Source organism: Nocardia sp. NPDC050718, assembly GCF_040654235.1.
In the GTDB taxonomy this organism is placed as follows: domain Bacteria; phylum Actinomycetota; class Actinomycetes; order Mycobacteriales; family Mycobacteriaceae; genus Nocardia.
Genome location: NZ_JBFAHQ010000001.1, coordinates 178,632 through 198,086, shown reverse-complemented (window position 1 = coordinate 198,086; position 19,455 = coordinate 178,632). Strand labels below are relative to the sequence as shown.

Here is a 19,455-nt window from a genome sequence, read left to right as displayed (position 1 = left end):
ATCAAAATCAAAAGTGGGCGAAATTAGATTTTGAGACAGCGGTAGACGGTCGCCCTGGATACCCCGAATCTGGTGGCGATCTCCGGCACCGCCAGCCCGTCCGCGTGCAGGGCCTTCGCCTGCTCGACGAGGTCGGCGGAGAGCTTGGCGGGGCGGCCGCCGTTCCGGCCGCGGGCGGGTCCGCGCGGCCGGTCGGCGGCGGGCCCGCCCAGCAGCGCGCGGGCACCGTCGAGGATCAGCGGACGCAGCGTCTCCGCGGGTAGATCGCGGAACAGCAGGACCGGATCCGCGAGTCCCGCGACCGCCTGCGACGCGCGGACCCGCTCCTCGATATCGGCCGCAGGCCCCGCGACCAGCTCGTTGGCCAGCGCGATCGCGGTCCGGAACCGATCGGCGATCGGCGCCTGGACCAGCAGGGTCATGTCCTTGACGAGCATGGTCAGGGTGTGGCGGTGGCGCAGATGGACGTCCACGTAGCCCTCGATGGCCCGCCAGCGGACGCGCTCGGGGTCGCCGCAGGTCTCGGCCGCGGCCAGCACCGCTTCCAGTTCGTCCAGCAGCGGCACCGTCAGCTGCCGCAGGATCGCGTCCTTGGCGTCGAAGTGGTAGTAGAGCGCGGCCTTGGTGATCCCGACCTCGTCGGCGATGGCCTGCATGGAGGTGGCCCGGTAGCCGCGCGCCGAGAACAGCGCGCCCGCCGCGTCCAGAATTCGCTGCGATGTCGTCAAAGTTACTTACCTATGGTCAGTAGACGGGGTAGATTGCCAACCACGGGTCAGTCTATTGCCACGGGATGGTCACCATGGGAACCGAAATATCGTTCGACGTCGACGGCACCCGGTGCGCGGGTCGCCTCCATCTGCCCGCCGGCACGGACCGCGCGGCCTGCGTGGTGCTGTGCCACGGCTTCAGCGGCACCATGGACCGGCTGTTCGACTACGCCGAACGCTTCGCCGCCGCGGGGTTCGCGGCGCTGGTCTTCGACTATCGCGGTTTCGGCGCCAGCGCGGGCGAGCCGCGTCAGGTCCCCACCATCGACGGGCAGCTCGACGACCTGCGCGGCGCCGTCGCCTTCGCCCGCGCACACGCCCGCGTCGACCCCGATCGCGTTGCGCTGTGGGGTAATTCGCTCGGCGGCGCGCACGCGGTGACGGTGGCCGCCGGTGATCCACGGATCGCGGCGGTGGTCGCCCAGATCCCGTTCAACGGGTTCCCGAAGAAGGTCGAGGGCAGGTCCACCGCCGAGGCCCTGCGGCTCCTCAGGGCGATCGTCAGCGATGCCCTGCGCGGCGTGCTCGGCCTGCGACCGCACTACATCCCGATGGTCGGCGCGCCCGGCACGGTCGCCGTCACCACGACCGACGAGGCCGAACAGCACATCCGCACGCTCACCGGCGGCGAGGACACGCTGTGGCGAAACAGCATCGCGCCCAGAGCCCTGCTGACGATGCTGACCCGCTATCGCCCGGCCGAGTCCGCGGCGCTCGTGCGCTGCCCCCTGCTGGTCTGCGCCGCCGACGACGACCGGGAGACCCCACCGGAAACCAGCCGTGCGCTGGCCGACCGCGCGCCCCTTGGCGAACTGCGGATCTACCCGGGCACCCATTTCAGCTTCTACACCGACCCGCTGCTCCGGGATCGTGTCGTCGGCGAGCAGATCGAGTTCCTCCGTTCCGCGGTCACGCAGCCAACCCGGAACTCCGGAGTGTGAGCGCCGATCCGACGCGAGCCAGTTCACAAGTGACCAGTGATTTCGATCACTCAGGGTTTGAGGCTCACAACCTTGTGTTTCACCCGCCGCCGACATCACCGTCGCCGACTCGCCGCCGTGAGCGCGGCGTTTGATGAAAGCCGGTGTATAACAGCGCGTTATGTGACCTGGGACACAGAGTTGCCGGTCCGTTATCGCCGGGAAACGCGGCTGGCACGTTGTCACCCCGGACGGGTAGGAATGGACGGTCAGGGTCGGGGCGTCGTTACCCCGTGGAGACCCGTTGCGGACTCCGCGTCAATCACGAAGATCTCGCGCCGCCGCAGGCGGAACGAGAGATGGAATGGACGAGAAACCTATGCACTACGAGGCAAATATGCAGCAATCGCGCTGGCTGCGCCGGGGCCTGCTGCTGTCGGCGGCAGTCGCGGCGGCGGGCGCTTTGATCGTCATGCCCGCGCAGGCCCAGCCGACCCTCCCGGGCTCCGGTTCCAGCCAGCCCGCGGTGAACGAGCCGGCGCCCCAGGCGCCGTTCGCCCCGCCGAACATCAACATCGCCGACGGCGAGACCGTCGGCGTCGCGCAGCCGATCATCATCAGCTTCAAGGAGCCGGTCGGCGACCGCGCCGCCGCCGAGAAGGCCATCAAGGTCACCTCGAGCCAGGCCGCGCCCGGCCACTTCTACTGGACCGGCGACAAGCAGGTGCGCTGGAAGCCGAACGAGTTCTGGCCCGCCAACACCGACGTCACCGTCGTGGCAGGCGGCACCACCAGCTCGTTCCGCATCGGTGACGCCTTCATCGCCAGCGTCGACGACAACACCAAGATGATCACCGTGACGGTGAACGGTGAGGTCGTCAAGGAGATGCCGACCTCGCTGGGCAAGAAGGGCTACGAGACCCCGAACGGCACCTACATCGTGGGCGAGCGGTTCGAGAAGATGACCATGGACTCGTCGACCTACGGCGTGCCGGTCACCGATCCCGAGGGCTACAAGCTCGAGGTGGAGTACGCGACCCGCATCTCCAACAGCGGCATCTTCGTGCACGCCGCGCCGTGGTCGGTCGGCCAGCAGGGCTACTCCAACGCCAGCCACGGCTGCCTGAACGTGAGCACCGAGAACGCCAAGTGGTTCCTGGAGAACTCGCGCCGGGGCGACGCCGTCGTCGTCACCAACACCCAGGGCGGCACCCTGAGTTCCGGTGACGGACTGGGCGACTGGAACTGATTCGCTGAACAAAAGCCGAACAATACGATCAATCGCGGTCGTGTTGTTCGGCTTTTTGCTGTACTCGCCCTTGTGCGCCCGATGTTCAGAGCTACGGCGGCCAGGGTTAACCGGCAGTTCGCCATGCGCCGTAAAACTGCCGCGGTGCGAAGCAGTCCAGAGCGGGTCCTCCCCGCGCCACGAGGCCGCGGGCTGAAAAGCCGCCCGTGGCAGGACTATGCGCTGTTCCTGGTCCTGGTCGTGCCGAACCTGGTGCTGCTGACGCTGTTCGTTTACCGGCCGCTGGCCGACAACATCCGGCTGTCGTTCACCGACTGGAACATCGCGGATCCTGTTGCCACTCCGATCGGTTTCGACAACTACGTCGAGTGGTGGGGGCGCGAGGACTCCTGGAAGGTCGTCTCCAACACGGTGATCTTCACCGTCGCCGCGGTCGTCGTGAGTATGGCGCTGGGACTGGCGCTGGCCCTGTTACTCGACCGAAAACTGTTCGGACGCAATGTTGTTCGCTCGGCGATTTTCGCACCGTTCGTGATCTCGGGCGCGGCGATCGGCGTGGCTTTCCAATTCATCTTCGATCCGAGTTTCGGTCTGGTACAGGATGTTCTGCACCGGGTCGGTGTCGACCGTGTTCCGGATTTCTATCAGGACCCGCACTGGGCCCTGTTCATGGTGACGATCACTTACATCTGGAAGAACCTCGGCTATACCTTCGTCATCTATCTGGCCGCCCTGCAAGGCGTGCGCGCGGAGTTGATGGAAGCCGCCGAAATGGATGGCGCGAGCCGCTGGACGACTTTCACCAAAGTGCTTATGCCCCAGCTCCGTCCGACGACTTTCTTCCTTTCGATCACCGTTCTGCTCAACTCGCTGCAAGTCTTCGACATCATCAATGTGATGACCCGTGGCGGGCCACTCGGTAACGGCACGACGACCATGGTCTTCCAGGTGTACGAGGAGTCGTTCCGCAATTTCCGGGCCGGCTACGGCGCCACCGTCGCGACCATCATGTTCGTGGTGCTGCTGGTGGTCACGCTGATCCAGGTGCGCGTGATGGATCGAGGCGAACGGTGAAACACGTAGGACCGCAGACACTCTCGTACCGCCGCCGCGAACGCGCCGTCACCGTGCTCGGGTACGCCGCGATGGTGTGCGTGCTGATCCTGGTCGGCGTCCCGCTGTTCTGGATCCTGATCACCTCGTTGAAGGACCGCGCCGACATCTACACCCAGCCCGCGGTGTACTGGCCGCACAGCTGGCACCCGGAGAACTACGGCGAGGCCACCACGACGGTGCCGTTCTGGACCTTCCTGCGCAACTCGCTGATCGTCACCGGCGTGGTGTCGGCGGTGAAGTTCGCGCTCGGCGTGTTCAGCGCGTACGGCCTGGTGTTCCTGCGCTTTCCCGGCAAGAACATCGTGTTCCTGGTGATCATCGCGGCGCTCATGGTGCCCAACCAGATCACCGTCATCTCCAACTACGCGCTGATCGCACAACTGGGCTGGCGCAACACCTTCCAGGGCATCATCATCCCGCTCTGCGGCGTCGCCTTCGGCACCTTCCTGATGCGCAACCACTTCCTGTCGCTGCCCGGTGAGGTCATCGAGGCGGCGCGGATGGACGGCGCGAACTGGTGGCGGCTGCTGACCAGGGTGGTGCTGCCGATGTCGGGACCGACCATGGTGGCGTTCGCGGTGGTCACGCTGGTCAACGAGTGGAACGAATACCTCTGGCCGTTCCTGATGGCCGACTCCGCCGAGGTCGCCACGCTGCCGGTGGGGCTGACCCTGCTGCAGAACACCGAGAACCCGTCGGTCACCAACTGGGGGCCGGTGATGGCGGGCACCGTGCTGACGATGCTGCCGATCCTCATCGTGTTCCTCGCCCTGCAACGTCACATGATCAAAGGCCTCACCTCCGGTGCGGTCAAGGGTTGATTCTCGAACAGGAGATCCACGTGTCCAGTCAACGATTCCCGGCGCTGAGCCGCCGCGGCTTCCTCGGCCTCACCGGCGCGGCCGCCGCGGGTCTGGCGCTCACCGCCTGCGCGGGCACCGGCGGCGGCTCCGGTGACGGCGGCGACGCCAAGACCATCACCTTCTGGTCCAACCACCCCGGCACCTCCAAGGAGCTGGAGCTGGAGCTGATCAACCGGTTCCAGGCCAAGTACCCGGAGCTGACGGTCAACCTGGTCGACGCGGGCAAGAACTACGAGGAGGTGGCGCAGAAGTTCAACGCCGCGCTCACCGGTGGTGACCTGCCCGACGTGGTCGTGCTCTCCGACGTCTGGTGGTTCAACTACGCGCTGACCAAGGCGATCGAGCCGCTGGACAGCCACTTCGGCGCCGCGGGCGTGCAGCTGAGCGACTACGTCGACTCGCTCGCCGCCGACTACCTGTTCGACGGCAAGCACTACGCGCTGCCGTACGCCCGCTCGACCCCGCTGTTCTACTACAACAAGGACGTGTGGGCGAAGGCCGGTCTGCCCGACCGCGGCCCGAACTCCTGGCAGGAGTTCGACGAGTGGGGCCCCAAGCTCCAGTCGGTCGTCGGCGCCGACAAGTTCGCGCACGCCTGGGGCGACGCCAAGAACTACCTCGGCTGGACCTTCCAGGGCCCGAACTGGACCTTCGGCGGCGCGTACTCCGATCAGTGGAAGCTGAAGTTCACCGACCCGGGCTCCATCGCCGCGGCCACCTACCTGCGTGACTCGATCAATGTGAAGAAGTACGCCGCGATCCGCCCGCAGATCGCCGTCGACTTCGGCACCGGCGTCGCCGCCTCGACGATCGCCTCGACCGGTGACCTCAAGGGCATCAAGAAGAACGCCGACGGCAAGTTCGAGTTCGGTACCGCCTTCCTGCCGCACCCGAACGGTCCCGGCGTCACCACCGGTGGTGCCGGCCTGGCGATTCCGTCGCGGATCTCGGACGCGCGCAAGGCCAACGCCCTGAAGTTCATCGAGTTCATCACCAACGCGGCCAACACCGCGTACTTCACCCAGAACACCGGGTACATGCCGGTGCGCAAGTCGGCGGTGACCGACCCGTCCGAGGTGGACTTCCTGGCGAAGAACCCGAACTCCAAGGTCGCCATCGACCAGCTCTCGGTGGCCAAGTCACAGGACTACGCCCGCGTGTTCGTGCCCGGCGCCGACCAGATCATCGGCACCGGCTACGAGCAGATCGGCCTGCAGAACGCCGATCCCGCGACCGTTCTCGCGAAGGTCGCCGCCGACGTGCAGGCGATCATCGACCGGCAGATCACGCCCAAGCTGCCGAAGTAGTCACCCCCGCGGTCCGGTGGTCGTGGTGACCACCGGACCGCCTCGTTCCAGGAGAATTCGCCATGGCGACAGTGCAGTTCGACGGTGTCACGCACCGCTATCCCGGTGCCGACACCCCCGCGGTCGACGCACTCGATCTCGACATCGCCGACGGCGAGTTCCTCGTGCTGGTCGGGCCGTCGGGCTGCGGCAAGTCGACCAGCCTGCGCATGCTGGCCGGCCTGGAATCGGTCGAGGAGGGGACCATCCGGATCGGCGACCGCGATGTCACCGGGCTGCCGCCGCGCGCCCGCGACGTGGCGATGGTGTTCCAGAGCTACGCGCTGTACCCGAACATGACCGTCGCCGAGAACATGGGCTTCGCCCTGCGCAACGTGGGAATGAACAAGGCCGACACCCTCGTTCGGGTCAAGGAGGCCGCGGCCATGCTCGAGCTGGAGGCACTGCTCGACCGCAAGCCGGCCAAGCTGTCCGGTGGTCAGCGGCAGCGCGTCGCCATGGGCCGCGCGATCGTGCGCCGCCCGCAGGTGTTCTGTATGGACGAACCGCTGTCCAACCTCGACGCCAAACTGCGGGTGAGCACCCGCTCCCAGATCGCCGCGCTGCAACAGCGACTCGGCACCACCACGGTCTACGTCACCCACGACCAGGTCGAGGCGATGACCATGGGCCACCGCGTCGCGGTCCTGCGCGACGGCACCCTCCAGCAGATCGCCTCGCCCCGGCAGCTCTACGACGACCCGGTGAACACCTTCGTCGCCGGGTTCATCGGCTCGCCGGGCATGAACCTGCTCGAAGCGCCGGTCGTCGACGGCGCCGCCGTCCTCGACGGACTGCGAATCCCGGTGCCGCGCGCCGTGTCCGGCGCCCGGGTGATCCTCGGCATCCGGCCCGAGTCCTGGGCGGTCACCACCGATCCCGAGGGCATCACCGTCGTCGCCGAACTGCTCGAGGAACTCGGCGCCGAATCCTTCGTCTACACCCACGGCGCCGGCACCGACTGGTCCACTCGCTCCGGCAAGATCGTCGTGCGCGTCGACCGCCGCTTCCAGACCACTCTCGGCGAAACCCTGCACCTGCGCCCGAAACTCGACGAGGTGTTCTTCTTCGACGCGGCGACCGAGATCCGGGTGCGCTGAGGTCGACCGCGCTACGACAGGCCTGCCGTGGTGCGGCGGCCGATCGCCGCGTCGAGGGCGCCGAGTTCGGCGAAGACGTCGGTGGCGGCCCAGACGCGGTTGCGTTTGGAGTCGGAGACGACCTCGAGGATGCCGGCGTCGACGAGTCGTTCGATGGCGCGGTAGGTGGCCGAATCGGTGGTCGCGGTGAGCTTGTTCGCGACCGCGATCGTCAGGATCGGGTGCTCGAGCAGGTTCGCGAGCAGGGCCTCGTCGGCGGAGCCGCCGCGCGGGCGGGCGCGGTCGCGCCAGCGCTGGGGGAGCGCGGCCAGGGCGCGGGCGGAGTCGATGGCGGCCTCGCTGGCGTACACCGCCGCGAGCGCCAGGTACACGACGAACTCGTCGGCGGCACCGCCCCGGTAGGCATCCAGCTGCGCGAAGTAGCGCGAGGAGTCGGCGAGCATGACCGAGGAGAAGGGCACCGTCACCCGGTCGGTCAGCCCGCGCCTGCGCAGAATCGCGCTCACCAGCGCGCGGCCGATCCGGCCGTTGCCGCTGACGAACGGGTGGATCGAGACGAACTGCGCGTGGGCGATCGCGGCCTGCACGAGGATCGGCAGGTCACCGCGCGCGACGAAGGCGAGCAGATCGGCCACCAACTCGGGCACCAGTTCCGGAGGCGGGGGGACATACAGCGCGTGCAGCGGGGTGTAGTCGCTGCCGCCGATCCAGGTCTGCGCCGTGCGGAAGCGGCCCGCCTTCTCCCACTCCGGGGCGATCAGCACGCGGTGGGCGCTGAGCAGGTGCGCCTCGGTGATCCGGCCGGTGGCGCCCGCGTCGACCAGGCCGGCCAGGCTGCGCACCGCACTCACCTGTGCCTCCGCCTCGGGCCGGGTCGCCGCGCCACCGAAGGCTTTGCCGAACGCTCGCCAGCCCGCGTCGACGTGCTCGATCCGCGACGACGCGACCGCCTCGGCGCGCAGCAGGAATTCGCGCAGCGACGCCGAATACTGGCCCTGACCCGCTTCGAGATGGGTCACCGCGATCAGCGCGGCCTCACTGGCCGATGTCGTCCGCCTGGAATCGAAGTCGAGATCGGCGATGCGCGGCGGGATAGACACCGCCACCGACTCGGGCGCGGGGCCGGCTCGCGATCCGTCGCGCGCCGTCCAGGGACGCTGCTCGACATGATGAGCAGGCCAATTCATGAGCTATTACTGTACTTTCACTATCCGGAACGCGACTACTTCAGTGGCTATCCGCGTTTGCGGTTGCCGACGCCACCAATGAGATGGCTACTCGCTGTTGGCATGTCAAGGCTGGATGGGCGTTGTACGGGCTCGGGCGACCGCCTCGGCGATGCCGCCGCGGAAGGGGAGGCCGTGACCGGGCAGCACCAACTCGGCCGGGACCGACTCGAGGGTGGTGAGCGCGGCCAGCGTGGCGGGGGTGGAGTGGTTGAAGAAGCTCGGAAGTAGCTGTGGACCTACCGTTTTCGAGGTCGGATGCGCGGTGACGAGAGTATCGCCGGTCGCGATGGCACCCGCCGCGGGCAGGTGGAAGGCCGAGTGGCCCGAGGTGTGCCCGGGACAGGCGATCGGGACCGGGTTGCCCGGAAAGTCCAGCGCCCCCTCGGTGGGGAAGGGCTGGATGTGCGCGACGGTGTTCTTGCGCAAGCCCCCCGCGGCGGTGATCCGCGCGGCCCACCCGATCGTCGCGCGATCGTTGAGCCGCTTGATCACATCCAGCGGAGTGGCCGACTCATGACACTCTCCCCGCGCGTGCCGCACCTCGACGGCACTGGTGTACGCGGGAATCCCGTACCGCCGGTGCAGATGATTCAGCGCCCCGACATGATCGAGATGAGCGTGCGTGAGCAGCACCGCCACGATGTCCTCCGGCCGATGCCCGAGCTCCCGCACCACCCGCTCGATCACCCCGGCATCCCCCAGCCAGCCGGCATCGATCAGCGTGAGGTCCCGCCCGTCCCGCAGCAGCACCATATTCACGTCGGTGCCCCGAATGGTGAACACCTCGTCACCGACTTGCTGGTAGCGCATGAGCGAATCCTCCCTGGAGCAACAGCTCCCGACCCTACCGACCGTCGAGGCCGGTAGGGAGGAGTCGCCTCACCAGATCGTCACGCGTTCGGCGGGGGACAGGTAGAGGGTGTCGGTGGGGGTGACGTCGAAGGCTTCGTAGAAGCTGTCGATGTTGCGGACGACGGCGTTGCAGCGGAACTCCGGTGGGGAGTGGGGGTCGACGGCGAGGCGGCGGATGGCTTCCTCGGGGCGGGCCTTGGTGCGCCAGACCTGGGCCCAGCCGTAGAAGACGCGCTGCAGGCCGGTGAGGCCGTCGATGACCGGCGGTTCGGTGCCGTCGAGGGAGATCTTGTAGGCGGCCAGGGCGATCGACAGGCCGCCGAGGTCGCCGATGTTCTCGCCGATCGTGAACTCGCCGTTGACCTTGTGCTCGTCGGCCAGGTCGGCCGGGGAGAGCACGCTGTACTGGTCGATCAGCGCCTTGGTGCGCTTGCCGAACTCGGCGCGGTCGGCGTCGGTCCACCAGTCCTTCATGTTGCCGTCGCCGTCGTACTTGGCGCCCTGATCGTCGAAACCGTGGCCGATCTCGTGGCCGATCACCGCGCCGATACCGCCGTAGTTGGCGGCGTCGTCGGCGTTCATGTCGAAGAACGGCGGCTGCAGGATCGCGGCCGGGAAGACGATCTCGTTCATGCCGGGGTTGTAGTAGGCGTTGACCGTCTGCGGGGTCATGAACCACTCGCCGCGGTCCACCTCACCGCCCAGTTTGCCCAGGTCACGGTCGTGATCGGCGGCGTAGCCGCGACGGTAGTTGCCGACCAGGTCGGCCGGGTCGACCTCGACCGCGGAGTAGTCGCGCCAGGCATCGGGGTAGCCGATCTTGGGGGTGAACTTCTCCAGCTTGGTGAGCGCGGCGGCGCGGGTGTCCTGGCCCATCCACTCCAGGTCGGTGATGTTGCGGCGGTAGGCCTCCTGCAGGTTGGCCACCAGCTCGACCATCCGGGCCTTGGCCTGCGGCGGAAAGTGCTCGGCCACATACAGTTTGCCGACGGCCTCGCCCAGCAGCTCCTGGACCAGCGAGACACCGCGCTTCCAGCGCTCGCGGTTCTCCTGCGCGCCGGTGAGGGTGCGGCCGTAGAAGTCGAAGTTCTCCGCGACGATCTCGTCGGTCAGGTAGGGCGCCCTGGCGCGCAGCACCTGCGCGACGGCCCAGTCCCGCCAATCCGCCTGCGGCACCGCGGCCCACGCCTGCGCGAAGGCCCGGACGTAGTCGGGCTGACGCACCACGAGCTCGGCGAACAGCTCGGTCCCGCTCCGGCCGAGACCGGACGCGACGGCGTCCACCCAGGCGGCCCAGTCGAATTCGGGATTCGCGGCGGCCAGCTCGGCGAGAGTGGTGAGGTTGTAGCTCTTCTCGGCATCGCGACGGCGCACCACGTCCCAGTGGCCCGCGGCCAGGGTGCGTTCCAGCTCGAACACGCGGCGGGCCGCGTCGGCCGGATCGGCGGGGACCAGGCCGGCCAGCGCCGGATCGGCGGCCGCGATGGTGAACATCTTCGCGAGATGGGCCTGGTAGGCGGCGCGGATCTCGGCGAATTCGTCGGAGCGGTAGTACGACTCGTCCGGCAGGCCGATACCCGACTGGGTGGCGTGCACCAGGTAGCGGGTGGAGTCCTTGTCGTCGGTGTCGACGTAGTAGCCGAGCGCGCCGCGCACACCGGTGCGCTGCAGGCGGCCGAGCAGCGCGGCGAACGCGCTCGGTCCGTCGACCTCGGCGATCTCGCGCAGCTCCGCGGCGATCGGGGTGAGACCGGCCGCGGTCACGGCGTCGGTGTCCATGAAGCTGGAGTACAGGTCACCGATCTTGCGGGCGTCGGCGTCGTCGGACGCGTTCGCCGCGCTGTCCTGGATGATCGCCTGCACGTCGAGCTCGGCCTGGTCGTACAACGTCCGGAAGGCGCCGTCCACCGCGCGGTCGGCCGGGATCTCGTACCCGGCCAGCCACTGCCCGTTGACGTGCGCGAACAGGTTGTCCTGGACCCGCACCTCCTGGTCGCGGAAGGACAGATCGATACCGGAGGGACTGATCGGATCGGAAGTCACGCGCTCCAGTATGCCGACAACCGCCGACGCGTGCGGCGGCCTCGGACGAGGCCGGGCCGCGGACCGGCGCCTGCTTCAGGCGCAGACGAACTCGTCGTCGCGGACACCGGCCACGAAGGCCTGCCATTCACCGGCGGTGAAGCGGAGCAGGACGTCGTCGTGGCGGAGGGTGGCCGAGCCGTCGGGGGCGACCTGGGCGACCAGGTCGGGGTGGCGGCGGGTGCTGAGCAGGCAGTGCAGGAACGCGGTCCACAGGGTGGTCTCGACGGTGATGATCGGCTCGACGAGGCCGGCGTTCATCGGGTCGCGACGGAATTTGCTGTCGCGTATCTGGACGATGTCGCCGTCGAATCGGACCTCGACACACTGGTTACCGTTGTTGGAGCGTGACGAAGTGAACCAGCCGTGATCGGCCGGGCGGCGACGAGCGGTGGTGGACATACCCCGAATCTTACACGCTGGCATAGTCCCTGATCAGGGCGAGAGATTCGGCGCGGGAAAGGGATTGCTCCCTGGCGCGCACGTAGGCGAAGCCCAGATCGCGCACCTGCTCGGCATCGTCGACCGGGCCACCGAAGACGGCACTCTCGGCCCACGCGAAAGTAGGTAGCTGATCGCTTGCGAAGTCGATCAGATGGAAGCTGGAACCACCGAGCACCGCTCCTTCGGGAGCACTGAACGGGATCACGCGCACGTCGACGGTGTCCAGTTCACGCATCAGCTCCACCAGGTGCCGCAACTGCCCCCGCAGCACCTCGGCGCCGCCGGTCTGCTGACGCAGCGTCGCCTCGCCGAGGACCGCGGTGAGCTCGAGCGGCTCCGGCCCGCGCAGCCGCTGCTGGCGGCGCAACCGGATCGCGACCAACTGGTCCACCTGGACCGGCCGGATCATCACATCGGCGCTGATCAGGGCACGGGCGTAAGCCTCGGTCTGTAACAGGCCGGGCACGAGCAGGCTGTCGTAGCTGCGGATGCTCTGCGCGCCCGCCTCCATGCCGTAGAGGCGTTGCAGTTCGGGACCGATCAGCGCCGAGGCCGTGGTCCACCAGCCGCGCTGCTTGCTGGTCTCGAGCAGCGCGAGCAGTTCGGCGCGCTCGTCGGCGGTGACATCGAGGACGTCGAGGACCGGTTCGATGGTGGTCCGGGTGAGGACGCGCCTGCCCTTCTCCACATGCGACCAGTTGGCCGGGGTGAAACCGACGCGACGGGCGAACCCGGCCGAGTCGAAGCCGCGCTGCTCACGCAGTTCGCGCAGGCGCAGCACCAGTTCCCAGCGCGCGGCGGTCGGCGAAACGGGGGACATGTCCGAATATGCTACGCCGACAGACACGCCAGCTACTGACTATTGTCAGCGTGGTTGTGCGGGATTACGCTGTGTAGAACGGCAATTTTCCCTTAGGTCCTGCCGTTATGAAAAAGTTTCCCGCTCCACCCGTTCGTGATGAAACGCTCCCATCCAGTCGAGCGAATCCACAGCTACATCGAGTCAGCGTCGACAGAGACGAGGTCGTGATGAGCACGTCGCGCACAGATGACAAAGGCGGGTATACCGCGGCCGAGGAGTACTCGGCCACCCAGGATGCGCTGGCGCGCTGCCGTCACTACCGCAAGCACAACGGGCTCTACGGTGTGGTCGACTCGACGCTGGGCCGGATCATGCTGGAGATCGGCGCGGTCGGGGCGGTGGTCATGCCGTCGACGCTGGGGGAGCGGGTGCGCGGGCTGCTGATCGGCCGTGGGCAGCGCTGCGGGCCGATCATTGCCCATCCCCGCTCCGGCCGCTGGACCTTCCTGACCGGCCCCACCGACAATTCCTATCTGGACACCGTGCTGTTCGCCGACCTGTTCCGGGTGTGCGCCTCGGTGGCCTTACCCGGCAGCGAGATCGTGCTGCCCTCGCCGGCCGACGAACGCAGCGGCTACCGCACCTGGATGCAGGAACCCGACGGCGACTACCGGCCCGATTTCGCGCAGATCGTCGCCGCCACCCGCACGAACGCCAGGTCGGCGGCGCTGCTGCGGGAGCCCGGCTCGGCCTGAGCCCTACTGCTACTGCCCGCCCAGGCGCGCGTGCATCTCCCAGATCAGGACCTCGGCGTCGCCGTGCGGTCGCACCAGCTGCCCGCCGGAACGGGTCAACCGGACCGCGTCGCCCTGTGCCAGCGTGCCGACGCCTTCCAGCTCGACCTCGCCGCGCGCCACGAAAACATGCAGGTAGGGGGCATCGGGCAGGGTGACCCCCGGACTGTCCGCCGACAGCCGCGCGACGTGCATGGCCGCGTGCGAGGAATTGATCGCGATGGCGGTGCGATCGCGGTAGCGGGGTAACCCGGAGGCGACCGTCACCAAGCCTCCGCCCGCGAGCTCGTCATCGATCTCGAGCTGCTGATAGCCCGGATCGACCCCTGGCTCGTCGGGCACCACCCACATCTGGACGAAATGCACCGGTTCGTCGTGCTCGGGCAGCGCGCCGTCGAGGCGCCACGAGTCGTTCTTCTCCGAGTGCAGGATCCCCGTGCCGGCGCTCATCCGCTGGGCCAGGCCCGGGTAGATGATGCCGTTGTGGCCCAGCGAATCCTGGTGCACCAGGCTGCCGCCGAGCACCCAGGTGACGATCTCCATGTCCCGGTGCGGATGGGTGTCGAAGCCCTCCCCGGGCAGCACCACGTCCTCGTTGTTCACCAGCAGCAGCCCGTGATGGGTGTTGTCGGGATCGTAATGCTCGCCGAAGGAGAACGAGTGTTTGGAATCGAGCCATGAGATCCGGGTCTTCATCCGGTCACCACCGCGGTGCAGTTCGATCCGCGGTGTCGTCGATGTGGACATACGTTCCTCCTGCTCGCACCCGTACCGCCGCCTCAATTCTGGCACCACTATTCTCACGAGGTGTCGACTCATCGCCTTGACGGCTCGAATCCGGCGGATGAGTCACCGGCCTCGCTGCGACATCTGCTGCGCGAGAGCCGCGGTGTCTTCCGGCGGAATCCGCAGATGCCGCGCCTGGCGCTGCTGCGGCTCGCGGCCCAATTCGGTGACGGGATGTTCCAGGCCGCGCTCTCGGGCGCGATCCTGTTCAACCCCGAGCGCGAGACCGATCCGCTGGCGATCGCCGCCGGTTTCGCGGTGCTGCTGCTGCCGTACTCGCTGCTCGGGCCCTACGCGGGCGCGCTGCTCGACCGCTGGGACCGGCGCAATGTCCTGCTGACCGCCAGCATCGCCCGGGCGGTGCTGATCGGGCTGGCCGCGATCGGGCTGTTCGCCGGGATCGGCGAGACACCGCTGCTGCTGCTCGCGCTGGCGACCGTCGGGATCAGCCGATTCGTGCTGGCGGGGGTGTCGGCGGCGCTGCCACGGGTGCTCGAACAACGCTGGCTGGTGCCGATGAACTCGGTGCTCGCGACGGTCGCCTCGGTCTGTGCCGGCGTCGGTGCCGCCGCGTCGGTGGCGGTGATCGCGCTGCTCGGCGCCGGCGATGCCGCGTCGGCGGTCGCGGTGGCGCTGAGCGGGATCGGGTCGGTCGTCGGCGCGGTGCTCGCGGTCGGCTTCCGGCGCGGTGTGCTCGGGCCCGAGAGTGGTTCGGCCAGTTCGGAGAGCACGGTGCACGCGATCGCCACCGGTCTGCGCACCGGCGCGGCCGCGGTCTGGCACGCGACGCAGGTGACGACGGCGATGATCGGCATCGGCGCGCACCGCATCGTGTTCGGCATGAACACCCTGATCATGGTGCTGGTCCTGCGCCAGCCCGCGGGCAACGACGAGATGAGCGGCGGACTGGTCGGATTCGGCGTCGCGATCGGCTTCGCGGCGGCGGGCATGCTGCTGGCCGCGATCCTCGCGCCGGTGCTGATCCCACGGCTGGGCAGGCCGCGCACCGTGCTGCTCGGTCTGGTGACCGCGGTCGTCGTGCAGCTGACGCTGGTCACCCCGATCGCGCTGGCGACCGGCGCTGCCGTCGACAACGCGCACCGCCTGCTGCTGGCCGGCGCCTTCGGGCTCGGCCTTGCCGGTCAGACGATCAAGCTGACCGGCGACGCGAGCATGCAGATCGACATCGACGACGATCAGCGCGGCCAGGTATTCGCCCTGCAGGACACCGTCTTCAACATCACCTTCGTGCTCGCGATCGCGGTGACCGCGCTGGTGATCCCGGCCGACGGCCGCTCGATCGGCGTGGTGCTCGCCGGCGCGGCCGTCTACGCCCTCGGAATCCTGGCGATCGCGCTCAATTCTCGTCGAGCCAGGGCGGCCGGCTGAGCGCGGCCGGTTCCTGGGCCAGCACCGCGCGGTGGTCGACCGCGAACAGCGGGATGTCCGGCAGCGGGTCCACCGTGGGCGCGGCGGGCACCGCGTTCACCACCGTGTCCGCGCGTTCGACCCACGGCAGTGGTTCCTGCTCGGCGCTCTCGGGCGCGCCGGTGACCTGATGCGACCAGGTGCCGTCGCGGGCCGGGTCGGTGAAGAAGTTGTCGAGGACGCCGTCGTCGTCCAGGTCGAGGGCGGCGACGTCGGCGACGCCGTCGCGATCGGAGTCCCACAGGGCGTCGTCGGTGCTGGTGTCACCGTCGAAGTCGAGCCATAGCGCGTCGGCGACGCCGGTTTCGGCCAGGGCCAGTTCGGCCTGCCCCGACCAGTGGTGCACGATGCCGTCGCCGGTTCCGAAGACGTACTCGATGTCGTTCACATAGGGATTGGACGCGCCGGGACCCGGATCGGTTCCGGTAAATTCGGAACTACATCGGTGGTATTTGTTTGTTCGTTCGGATACCCATTCGAGGGAGCACATGCGCACAACGCTGGTACCGCACGGTTCGACCGCACTCGGCGCCTTGCTGGCCGTCGTGCTCGCGGCCCCCGCGCTCGCGACTCCCTTCCCCTGGGCACCGCCACCCGTGAATATCTGTGGCGAAACGGGATTCGACCCGCTCAACCGGCTGCCCGACCCCGCCGCGCCGCCACCGCCGGTCATCGCGCCCAGCATCGACATCCCGGTCATCGTGCCGGAGCTGACGCCGGTGCCGCTGCCCGATCCGCCGCACGACAACACCCGCGTCGCGCAGGCGCCGCTGCCGTCGGACCCGTGCCGCAACCCGTGCCCTGAGGTCAGGGACACGCCCGAACCCGAAGACGGGATCGACGAGTCCGGCGACGCGTCAACGGGTTCGGGGTCGGGGTCGGGCTCCGGGTCGGCGATCTCGTTGCCGCGCATCCGGATCAAGCCCGAGATCGAGCCCATCCCGATCCCGGTGCCGGGTGGTGAGGGCGAGCCGGCGCAGGAACCGCCCGCACCCGTCGTGCGACCGGTCGAACCTGGACCGGCGCAGCCCGCGGTCGCGGCACCGACGGTGGAATCGGTGCGCCTGGTCGAGCAGGTGACCGGGCACGGGTCGAACAACCGGACCGACATGCGCTGGCAGGTCGACGGCACCGACCTCGGCCTGTTCTGGGAGACCGAACCGGGCAAGGTGGCCATGGTGTTCGGCGATACCTTCGGCGAGGGCTGGACCTACGGCGGCGCGGGCGCCGACAGCGCCGACTGGCGTTCCAATGTGCTCGCCTACAGCACCGACCGGAACCTCGACGACGGCCTGGTCATCGATTCGATGGTGCAGGACAGTCCCTGTCACGCCGCCGAACTGCTCGGCAGCCGCAAGATCAGGAACTGGGAGACCACCACCATCCCCACCTCCGGCTTCGCCATCGGCAAGCGCCAGTTCCTGAGCTACATGTCGGTCAACCACTGGTCGCGGGTGCCGGGCATGTGGCTGACGAACTACGGCGGCCTGGCGTATTCCGACGACGGCGGGCAGACCTGGACCAAGGATCAGCACGCCCGCTGGGAGAACATGTTCGGCGTCGGCCGGTTCCAGGTGGCCGCGATGGTGCCGCACGGCGACTACGTCTACATGTTCGGCACGCCCAACGGGCGGATCGGCGTGATCGGCCTGGCCAGGGTGCGCAAGGACGACGTCCTCAACAAGACGGCCTATCAGTACTGGGTGGACGGCAATTGGGCGCCCGCCGCGGAGAATTCGGCGACACCGCTGGTGATGGGCATGGCCAGCGAACTGTCGGTGCGGTTCGACGCGGAGAGCGGGCAGTGGCAGATGGTCTACCTGGACCCGGCCGCGAACCAGATCGTGCTGCGCACCGCGGCGCACCCGCAGGGACGGTGGACCTCGACGGTGCCGCTGGTCTCCACCGCGGACTATCCCAAGGCCTACGGCGGGTTCATCCATCCCTGGTCGACCGCGCGTGACCTGTACTTCACGATGTCGGCGTGGGACAGCTACAACGTGTATCTGATGCACGCCCGGCTGAATCCGCCGCGCTGATCAGCGCGCGGGCACGAACCGTAGTCGCTCGCCGGGTCTGGCCTGGGCCACCCGGTCCACATCCGCGTCGAGCACCACGGCGATGACCGGATACCCACCGGTGATCGGGTGATCGGCGAGGAAGACGACCGGCTGACCACTCGGCGGCACCTGGACCGAGCCGAGCGCGACGCCCTCCGCGGGTAACTCGCGGGTGATCGAGCGGACCAGCGGCGGGCCGTCGGCGCGATCCAGGCGCGCGCCGATGCGATCGGTATCGGTGGAGACCACCCACGAACCGTGGAACAGCTCACCGGGATCGGCGAACCAGTCCGCGCGCGGGCCGGGCAGCGCCCGCACTGTCAGCACTTCCGGTGGCACCGGCACGGGCGCGAACTCGACGGTCGGCAGGGTGCGCGGGGGCGGGCCGATCGGGAGCTGCGTGCCGACCCGCAGCGGCTCGGGGCCGATGCCGGACATGGTGTCGCGGCTGCGCGACCCGAGCACCTTGGGCACGTCGATGCCGCCGCGCACGGCCACATAGCTGCGCAGGCCGGACAGGGCCAGACCGAGCCGCAGCACCTGGCCCTCCGCCAGTTCGAGCACACTGGCATGCCCGACCGGCGTGCCGTCGACGGTCGCCGGGGCGACGGCGCCGGTGACCGCGACGGTGAGATGGACGTCGGCGCGCAGGGCCAGGCCGCCGAGCAACACCTCGATGGCGGCCAGATCCTCCGGATTGCCGACCAGTCGGTTCGCCAGGCGCAGCGAGGCCCGGTCGGCCGCCCCCGCCTGACCCACCCCCGAGTCGAACCAGCCGGGTCGCCCCAGGTCCTGGACCGTCGCGAGCGGCCCCACCCGCTCGATGAAGATCAGCATGCGATCACTCCCCGATTCGCTGTCGAGGCGGCGCATCGTTGAGCAGCCCTGGTAGTTATTCCGCGGTCGCCGTGTCGACGAACCGTACCGCCGTCCCCGCCCGCACCAGCGCGGGCGGATCGCGGTCCACCACCCACATCCGCAGATCGGTACTGCCGATCAACTGCCATCCGCCCGGCGTGCCCCGCGGATACACCGCCGAGTAGCCGCCCGCCAAGGCGACGGCGCCGGGTGGGATCGCGGTGCGGGCCTGGGCCCGGCGTGGCACCGACAGCCTGCCGTCGGGCGAGGTCAGGTAGCCGAAGCCGGGCGCGAAACCGACGAACGCGCACCGCCAGACGGTCCCGGTGTGGGCCGCGATCACCTCGGGCACCGACAGCCCGAGCAGATCGGCGACCTCGGGCAGATCGGCACCGTCGTAGCGCACCGGAATGTCCACCACGTCGTCGGGAATCGCGCTGTCCGGCACTGTTCCACGGGAAACATCGGGCGAATCCGGCTGCGGCGGTTCCTGATCCAGCCGGTCGAGCAGGGCGACCAGCTCCCGCCGCACCTGGACGCCGTAGCTCACCGAATGCATCGTCACCAGCACGGTTTCCGCGGCGGGCAGCACATCCTGGACACCCGCGATGGCGTGTACGCGCAGGGCCGAGGCGAGGCGCTGCACCGGGCGTGGGTCGTCGAGGGTGATGAGCATCGCGCGATCGCCCGCGGGGCGGATGCGCGCGTTCCAGTCGCCAGCCGAGTCCCTCGTTGCCTCGTCCATCCTGCCTCCCA

19 protein-coding genes are annotated in these 19,455 nt (G+C 68.6%); 9 read left to right on the top strand and 10 right to left on the bottom strand.

Features of this window, described 5'->3' with window-relative positions:
- Positions 1 to 23: 23 nt before the first annotated feature.
- Positions 24 to 728, bottom strand: a complete 705-nt coding sequence (locus tag AB0H54_RS00915; protein ID WP_357341909.1) for a TetR family transcriptional regulator — start codon at positions 726 to 728, stop codon at positions 24 to 26.
- A 74-nt stretch (positions 729 to 802) separates the two neighbouring features.
- On the opposite strand from AB0H54_RS00915, the gene AB0H54_RS00910 reads away from it, so the two are divergent.
- From AB0H54_RS00910 to ugpC, 6 genes are all read left to right on the top strand, one after another.
- Positions 803 to 1,711, top strand: a complete 909-nt coding sequence (locus AB0H54_RS00910; RefSeq protein WP_357341907.1) for an alpha/beta fold hydrolase — start codon at positions 803 to 805, stop codon at positions 1,709 to 1,711.
- Positions 1,712 to 2,087: 376 nt separating this feature from the next.
- Positions 2,088 to 2,939, top strand: a complete 852-nt coding sequence (locus AB0H54_RS00905; protein WP_355275446.1) for a L,D-transpeptidase — start codon at positions 2,088 to 2,090, stop codon at positions 2,937 to 2,939.
- Between the two features lie 144 nt (positions 2,940 to 3,083).
- The gene (locus AB0H54_RS00900) at positions 3,084 to 4,013 is read left to right on the top strand and encodes a sugar ABC transporter permease (RefSeq protein WP_357344135.1); all 930 of its coding nucleotides are present in this window, start codon (positions 3,084 to 3,086) and stop codon (positions 4,011 to 4,013) included.
- Between the two features lie 71 nt (positions 4,014 to 4,084).
- A complete protein-coding gene (locus tag AB0H54_RS00895) occupies positions 4,085 to 4,876 on the top strand; it encodes a carbohydrate ABC transporter permease (RefSeq protein WP_355275449.1) in 792 nt (263 codons plus the stop codon).
- Between the two features lie 20 nt (positions 4,877 to 4,896).
- Positions 4,897 to 6,225: an ABC transporter substrate-binding protein gene (locus AB0H54_RS00890; protein WP_357341905.1), complete on the top strand. Its 1,329-nt coding sequence runs from the start codon at positions 4,897 to 4,899 to the stop codon at positions 6,223 to 6,225.
- 62 nt (positions 6,226 to 6,287) lie between these two features.
- Positions 6,288 to 7,364 (top strand): sn-glycerol-3-phosphate ABC transporter ATP-binding protein UgpC, encoded by a 1,077-nt coding sequence (ugpC, locus tag AB0H54_RS00885; protein ID WP_357341904.1) that lies wholly within the window; start codon positions 6,288 to 6,290, stop codon positions 7,362 to 7,364.
- Between the two features lie 11 nt (positions 7,365 to 7,375).
- On the opposite strand, the gene AB0H54_RS00880 is transcribed toward ugpC, so the two are convergent.
- The 5 genes from AB0H54_RS00880 to AB0H54_RS00860 all read right to left on the bottom strand — a co-directional run bounded on the left by AB0H54_RS00880 (position 7,376) and on the right by AB0H54_RS00860 (position 12,791).
- Positions 7,376 to 8,551, bottom strand: coding sequence for a Fic family protein (locus tag AB0H54_RS00880; protein ID WP_357341902.1), 1,176 nt, complete (start codon positions 8,549 to 8,551; stop codon positions 7,376 to 7,378).
- A gap of 105 nt (positions 8,552 to 8,656) precedes the next feature.
- The gene (locus AB0H54_RS00875) at positions 8,657 to 9,403 is read right to left on the bottom strand and encodes an MBL fold metallo-hydrolase (RefSeq protein WP_357341900.1); all 747 of its coding nucleotides are present in this window, start codon (positions 9,401 to 9,403) and stop codon (positions 8,657 to 8,659) included.
- A 69-nt stretch (positions 9,404 to 9,472) separates the two neighbouring features.
- Complete coding sequence (locus AB0H54_RS00870) at positions 9,473 to 11,488, bottom strand: M13-type metalloendopeptidase (RefSeq protein ID WP_357341898.1); 2,016 nt, start codon at positions 11,486 to 11,488, stop codon at positions 9,473 to 9,475.
- A gap of 75 nt (positions 11,489 to 11,563) precedes the next feature.
- On the bottom strand, positions 11,564 to 11,929 hold the full coding sequence (locus AB0H54_RS00865) for a DUF397 domain-containing protein (RefSeq protein WP_357341897.1): 366 nt from the start codon (positions 11,927 to 11,929) through the stop codon (positions 11,564 to 11,566).
- A gap of 10 nt (positions 11,930 to 11,939) precedes the next feature.
- Complete coding sequence (locus tag AB0H54_RS00860) at positions 11,940 to 12,791, bottom strand: helix-turn-helix transcriptional regulator (RefSeq protein WP_357341895.1); 852 nt, start codon at positions 12,789 to 12,791, stop codon at positions 11,940 to 11,942.
- 209 nt (positions 12,792 to 13,000) lie between these two features.
- Here AB0H54_RS00860 and AB0H54_RS00855 point away from each other — a divergent pair, with 209 nt between their 5' ends.
- Positions 13,001 to 13,528 (top strand): hypothetical protein, encoded by a 528-nt coding sequence (locus tag AB0H54_RS00855; RefSeq protein ID WP_218722251.1) that lies wholly within the window; start codon positions 13,001 to 13,003, stop codon positions 13,526 to 13,528.
- A gap of 9 nt (positions 13,529 to 13,537) precedes the next feature.
- Here the strand turns inward: AB0H54_RS00855 and AB0H54_RS00850 are convergent, their stop codons facing one another.
- Positions 13,538 to 14,314 carry a pirin family protein gene (locus AB0H54_RS00850; RefSeq protein WP_357341893.1) on the bottom strand — a complete coding sequence of 259 codons (777 nt, stop codon included), beginning with the start codon at positions 14,312 to 14,314 and terminating at the stop codon, positions 13,538 to 13,540.
- A 165-nt stretch (positions 14,315 to 14,479) separates the two neighbouring features.
- Here AB0H54_RS00850 and AB0H54_RS00845 point away from each other — a divergent pair, with 165 nt between their 5' ends.
- Positions 14,480 to 15,742 carry an MFS transporter gene (locus AB0H54_RS00845; RefSeq protein WP_357344132.1) on the top strand — a complete coding sequence of 421 codons (1,263 nt, stop codon included), beginning with the start codon at positions 14,480 to 14,482 and terminating at the stop codon, positions 15,740 to 15,742.
- On the opposite strand, the gene AB0H54_RS00840 is transcribed toward AB0H54_RS00845, so the two are convergent.
- Positions 15,711 to 16,169 (bottom strand): hypothetical protein, encoded by a 459-nt coding sequence (locus AB0H54_RS00840; RefSeq protein ID WP_357341891.1) that lies wholly within the window; start codon positions 16,167 to 16,169, stop codon positions 15,711 to 15,713. The genes AB0H54_RS00845 and AB0H54_RS00840 overlap by 32 nt on opposite strands.
- A gap of 100 nt (positions 16,170 to 16,269) precedes the next feature.
- Between AB0H54_RS00840 and AB0H54_RS00835 the strand changes: the two genes are divergently transcribed.
- On the top strand, positions 16,270 to 17,820 hold the full coding sequence (locus AB0H54_RS00835; RefSeq protein WP_357341889.1) for a DUF4185 domain-containing protein: 1,551 nt from the start codon (positions 16,270 to 16,272) through the stop codon (positions 17,818 to 17,820).
- On the opposite strand, the gene AB0H54_RS00830 is transcribed toward AB0H54_RS00835, so the two are convergent.
- Both AB0H54_RS00830 and AB0H54_RS00825 read right to left on the bottom strand, forming a co-directional pair.
- Positions 17,821 to 18,678 (bottom strand): biotin-dependent carboxyltransferase family protein, encoded by an 858-nt coding sequence (locus AB0H54_RS00830; RefSeq protein WP_357341888.1) that lies wholly within the window; start codon positions 18,676 to 18,678, stop codon positions 17,821 to 17,823.
- A gap of 55 nt (positions 18,679 to 18,733) precedes the next feature.
- Positions 18,734 to 19,444, bottom strand: a complete 711-nt coding sequence (locus AB0H54_RS00825; protein ID WP_357341886.1) for an allophanate hydrolase subunit 1 — start codon at positions 19,442 to 19,444, stop codon at positions 18,734 to 18,736.
- Positions 19,445 to 19,455: the final 11 nt, after the last annotated feature.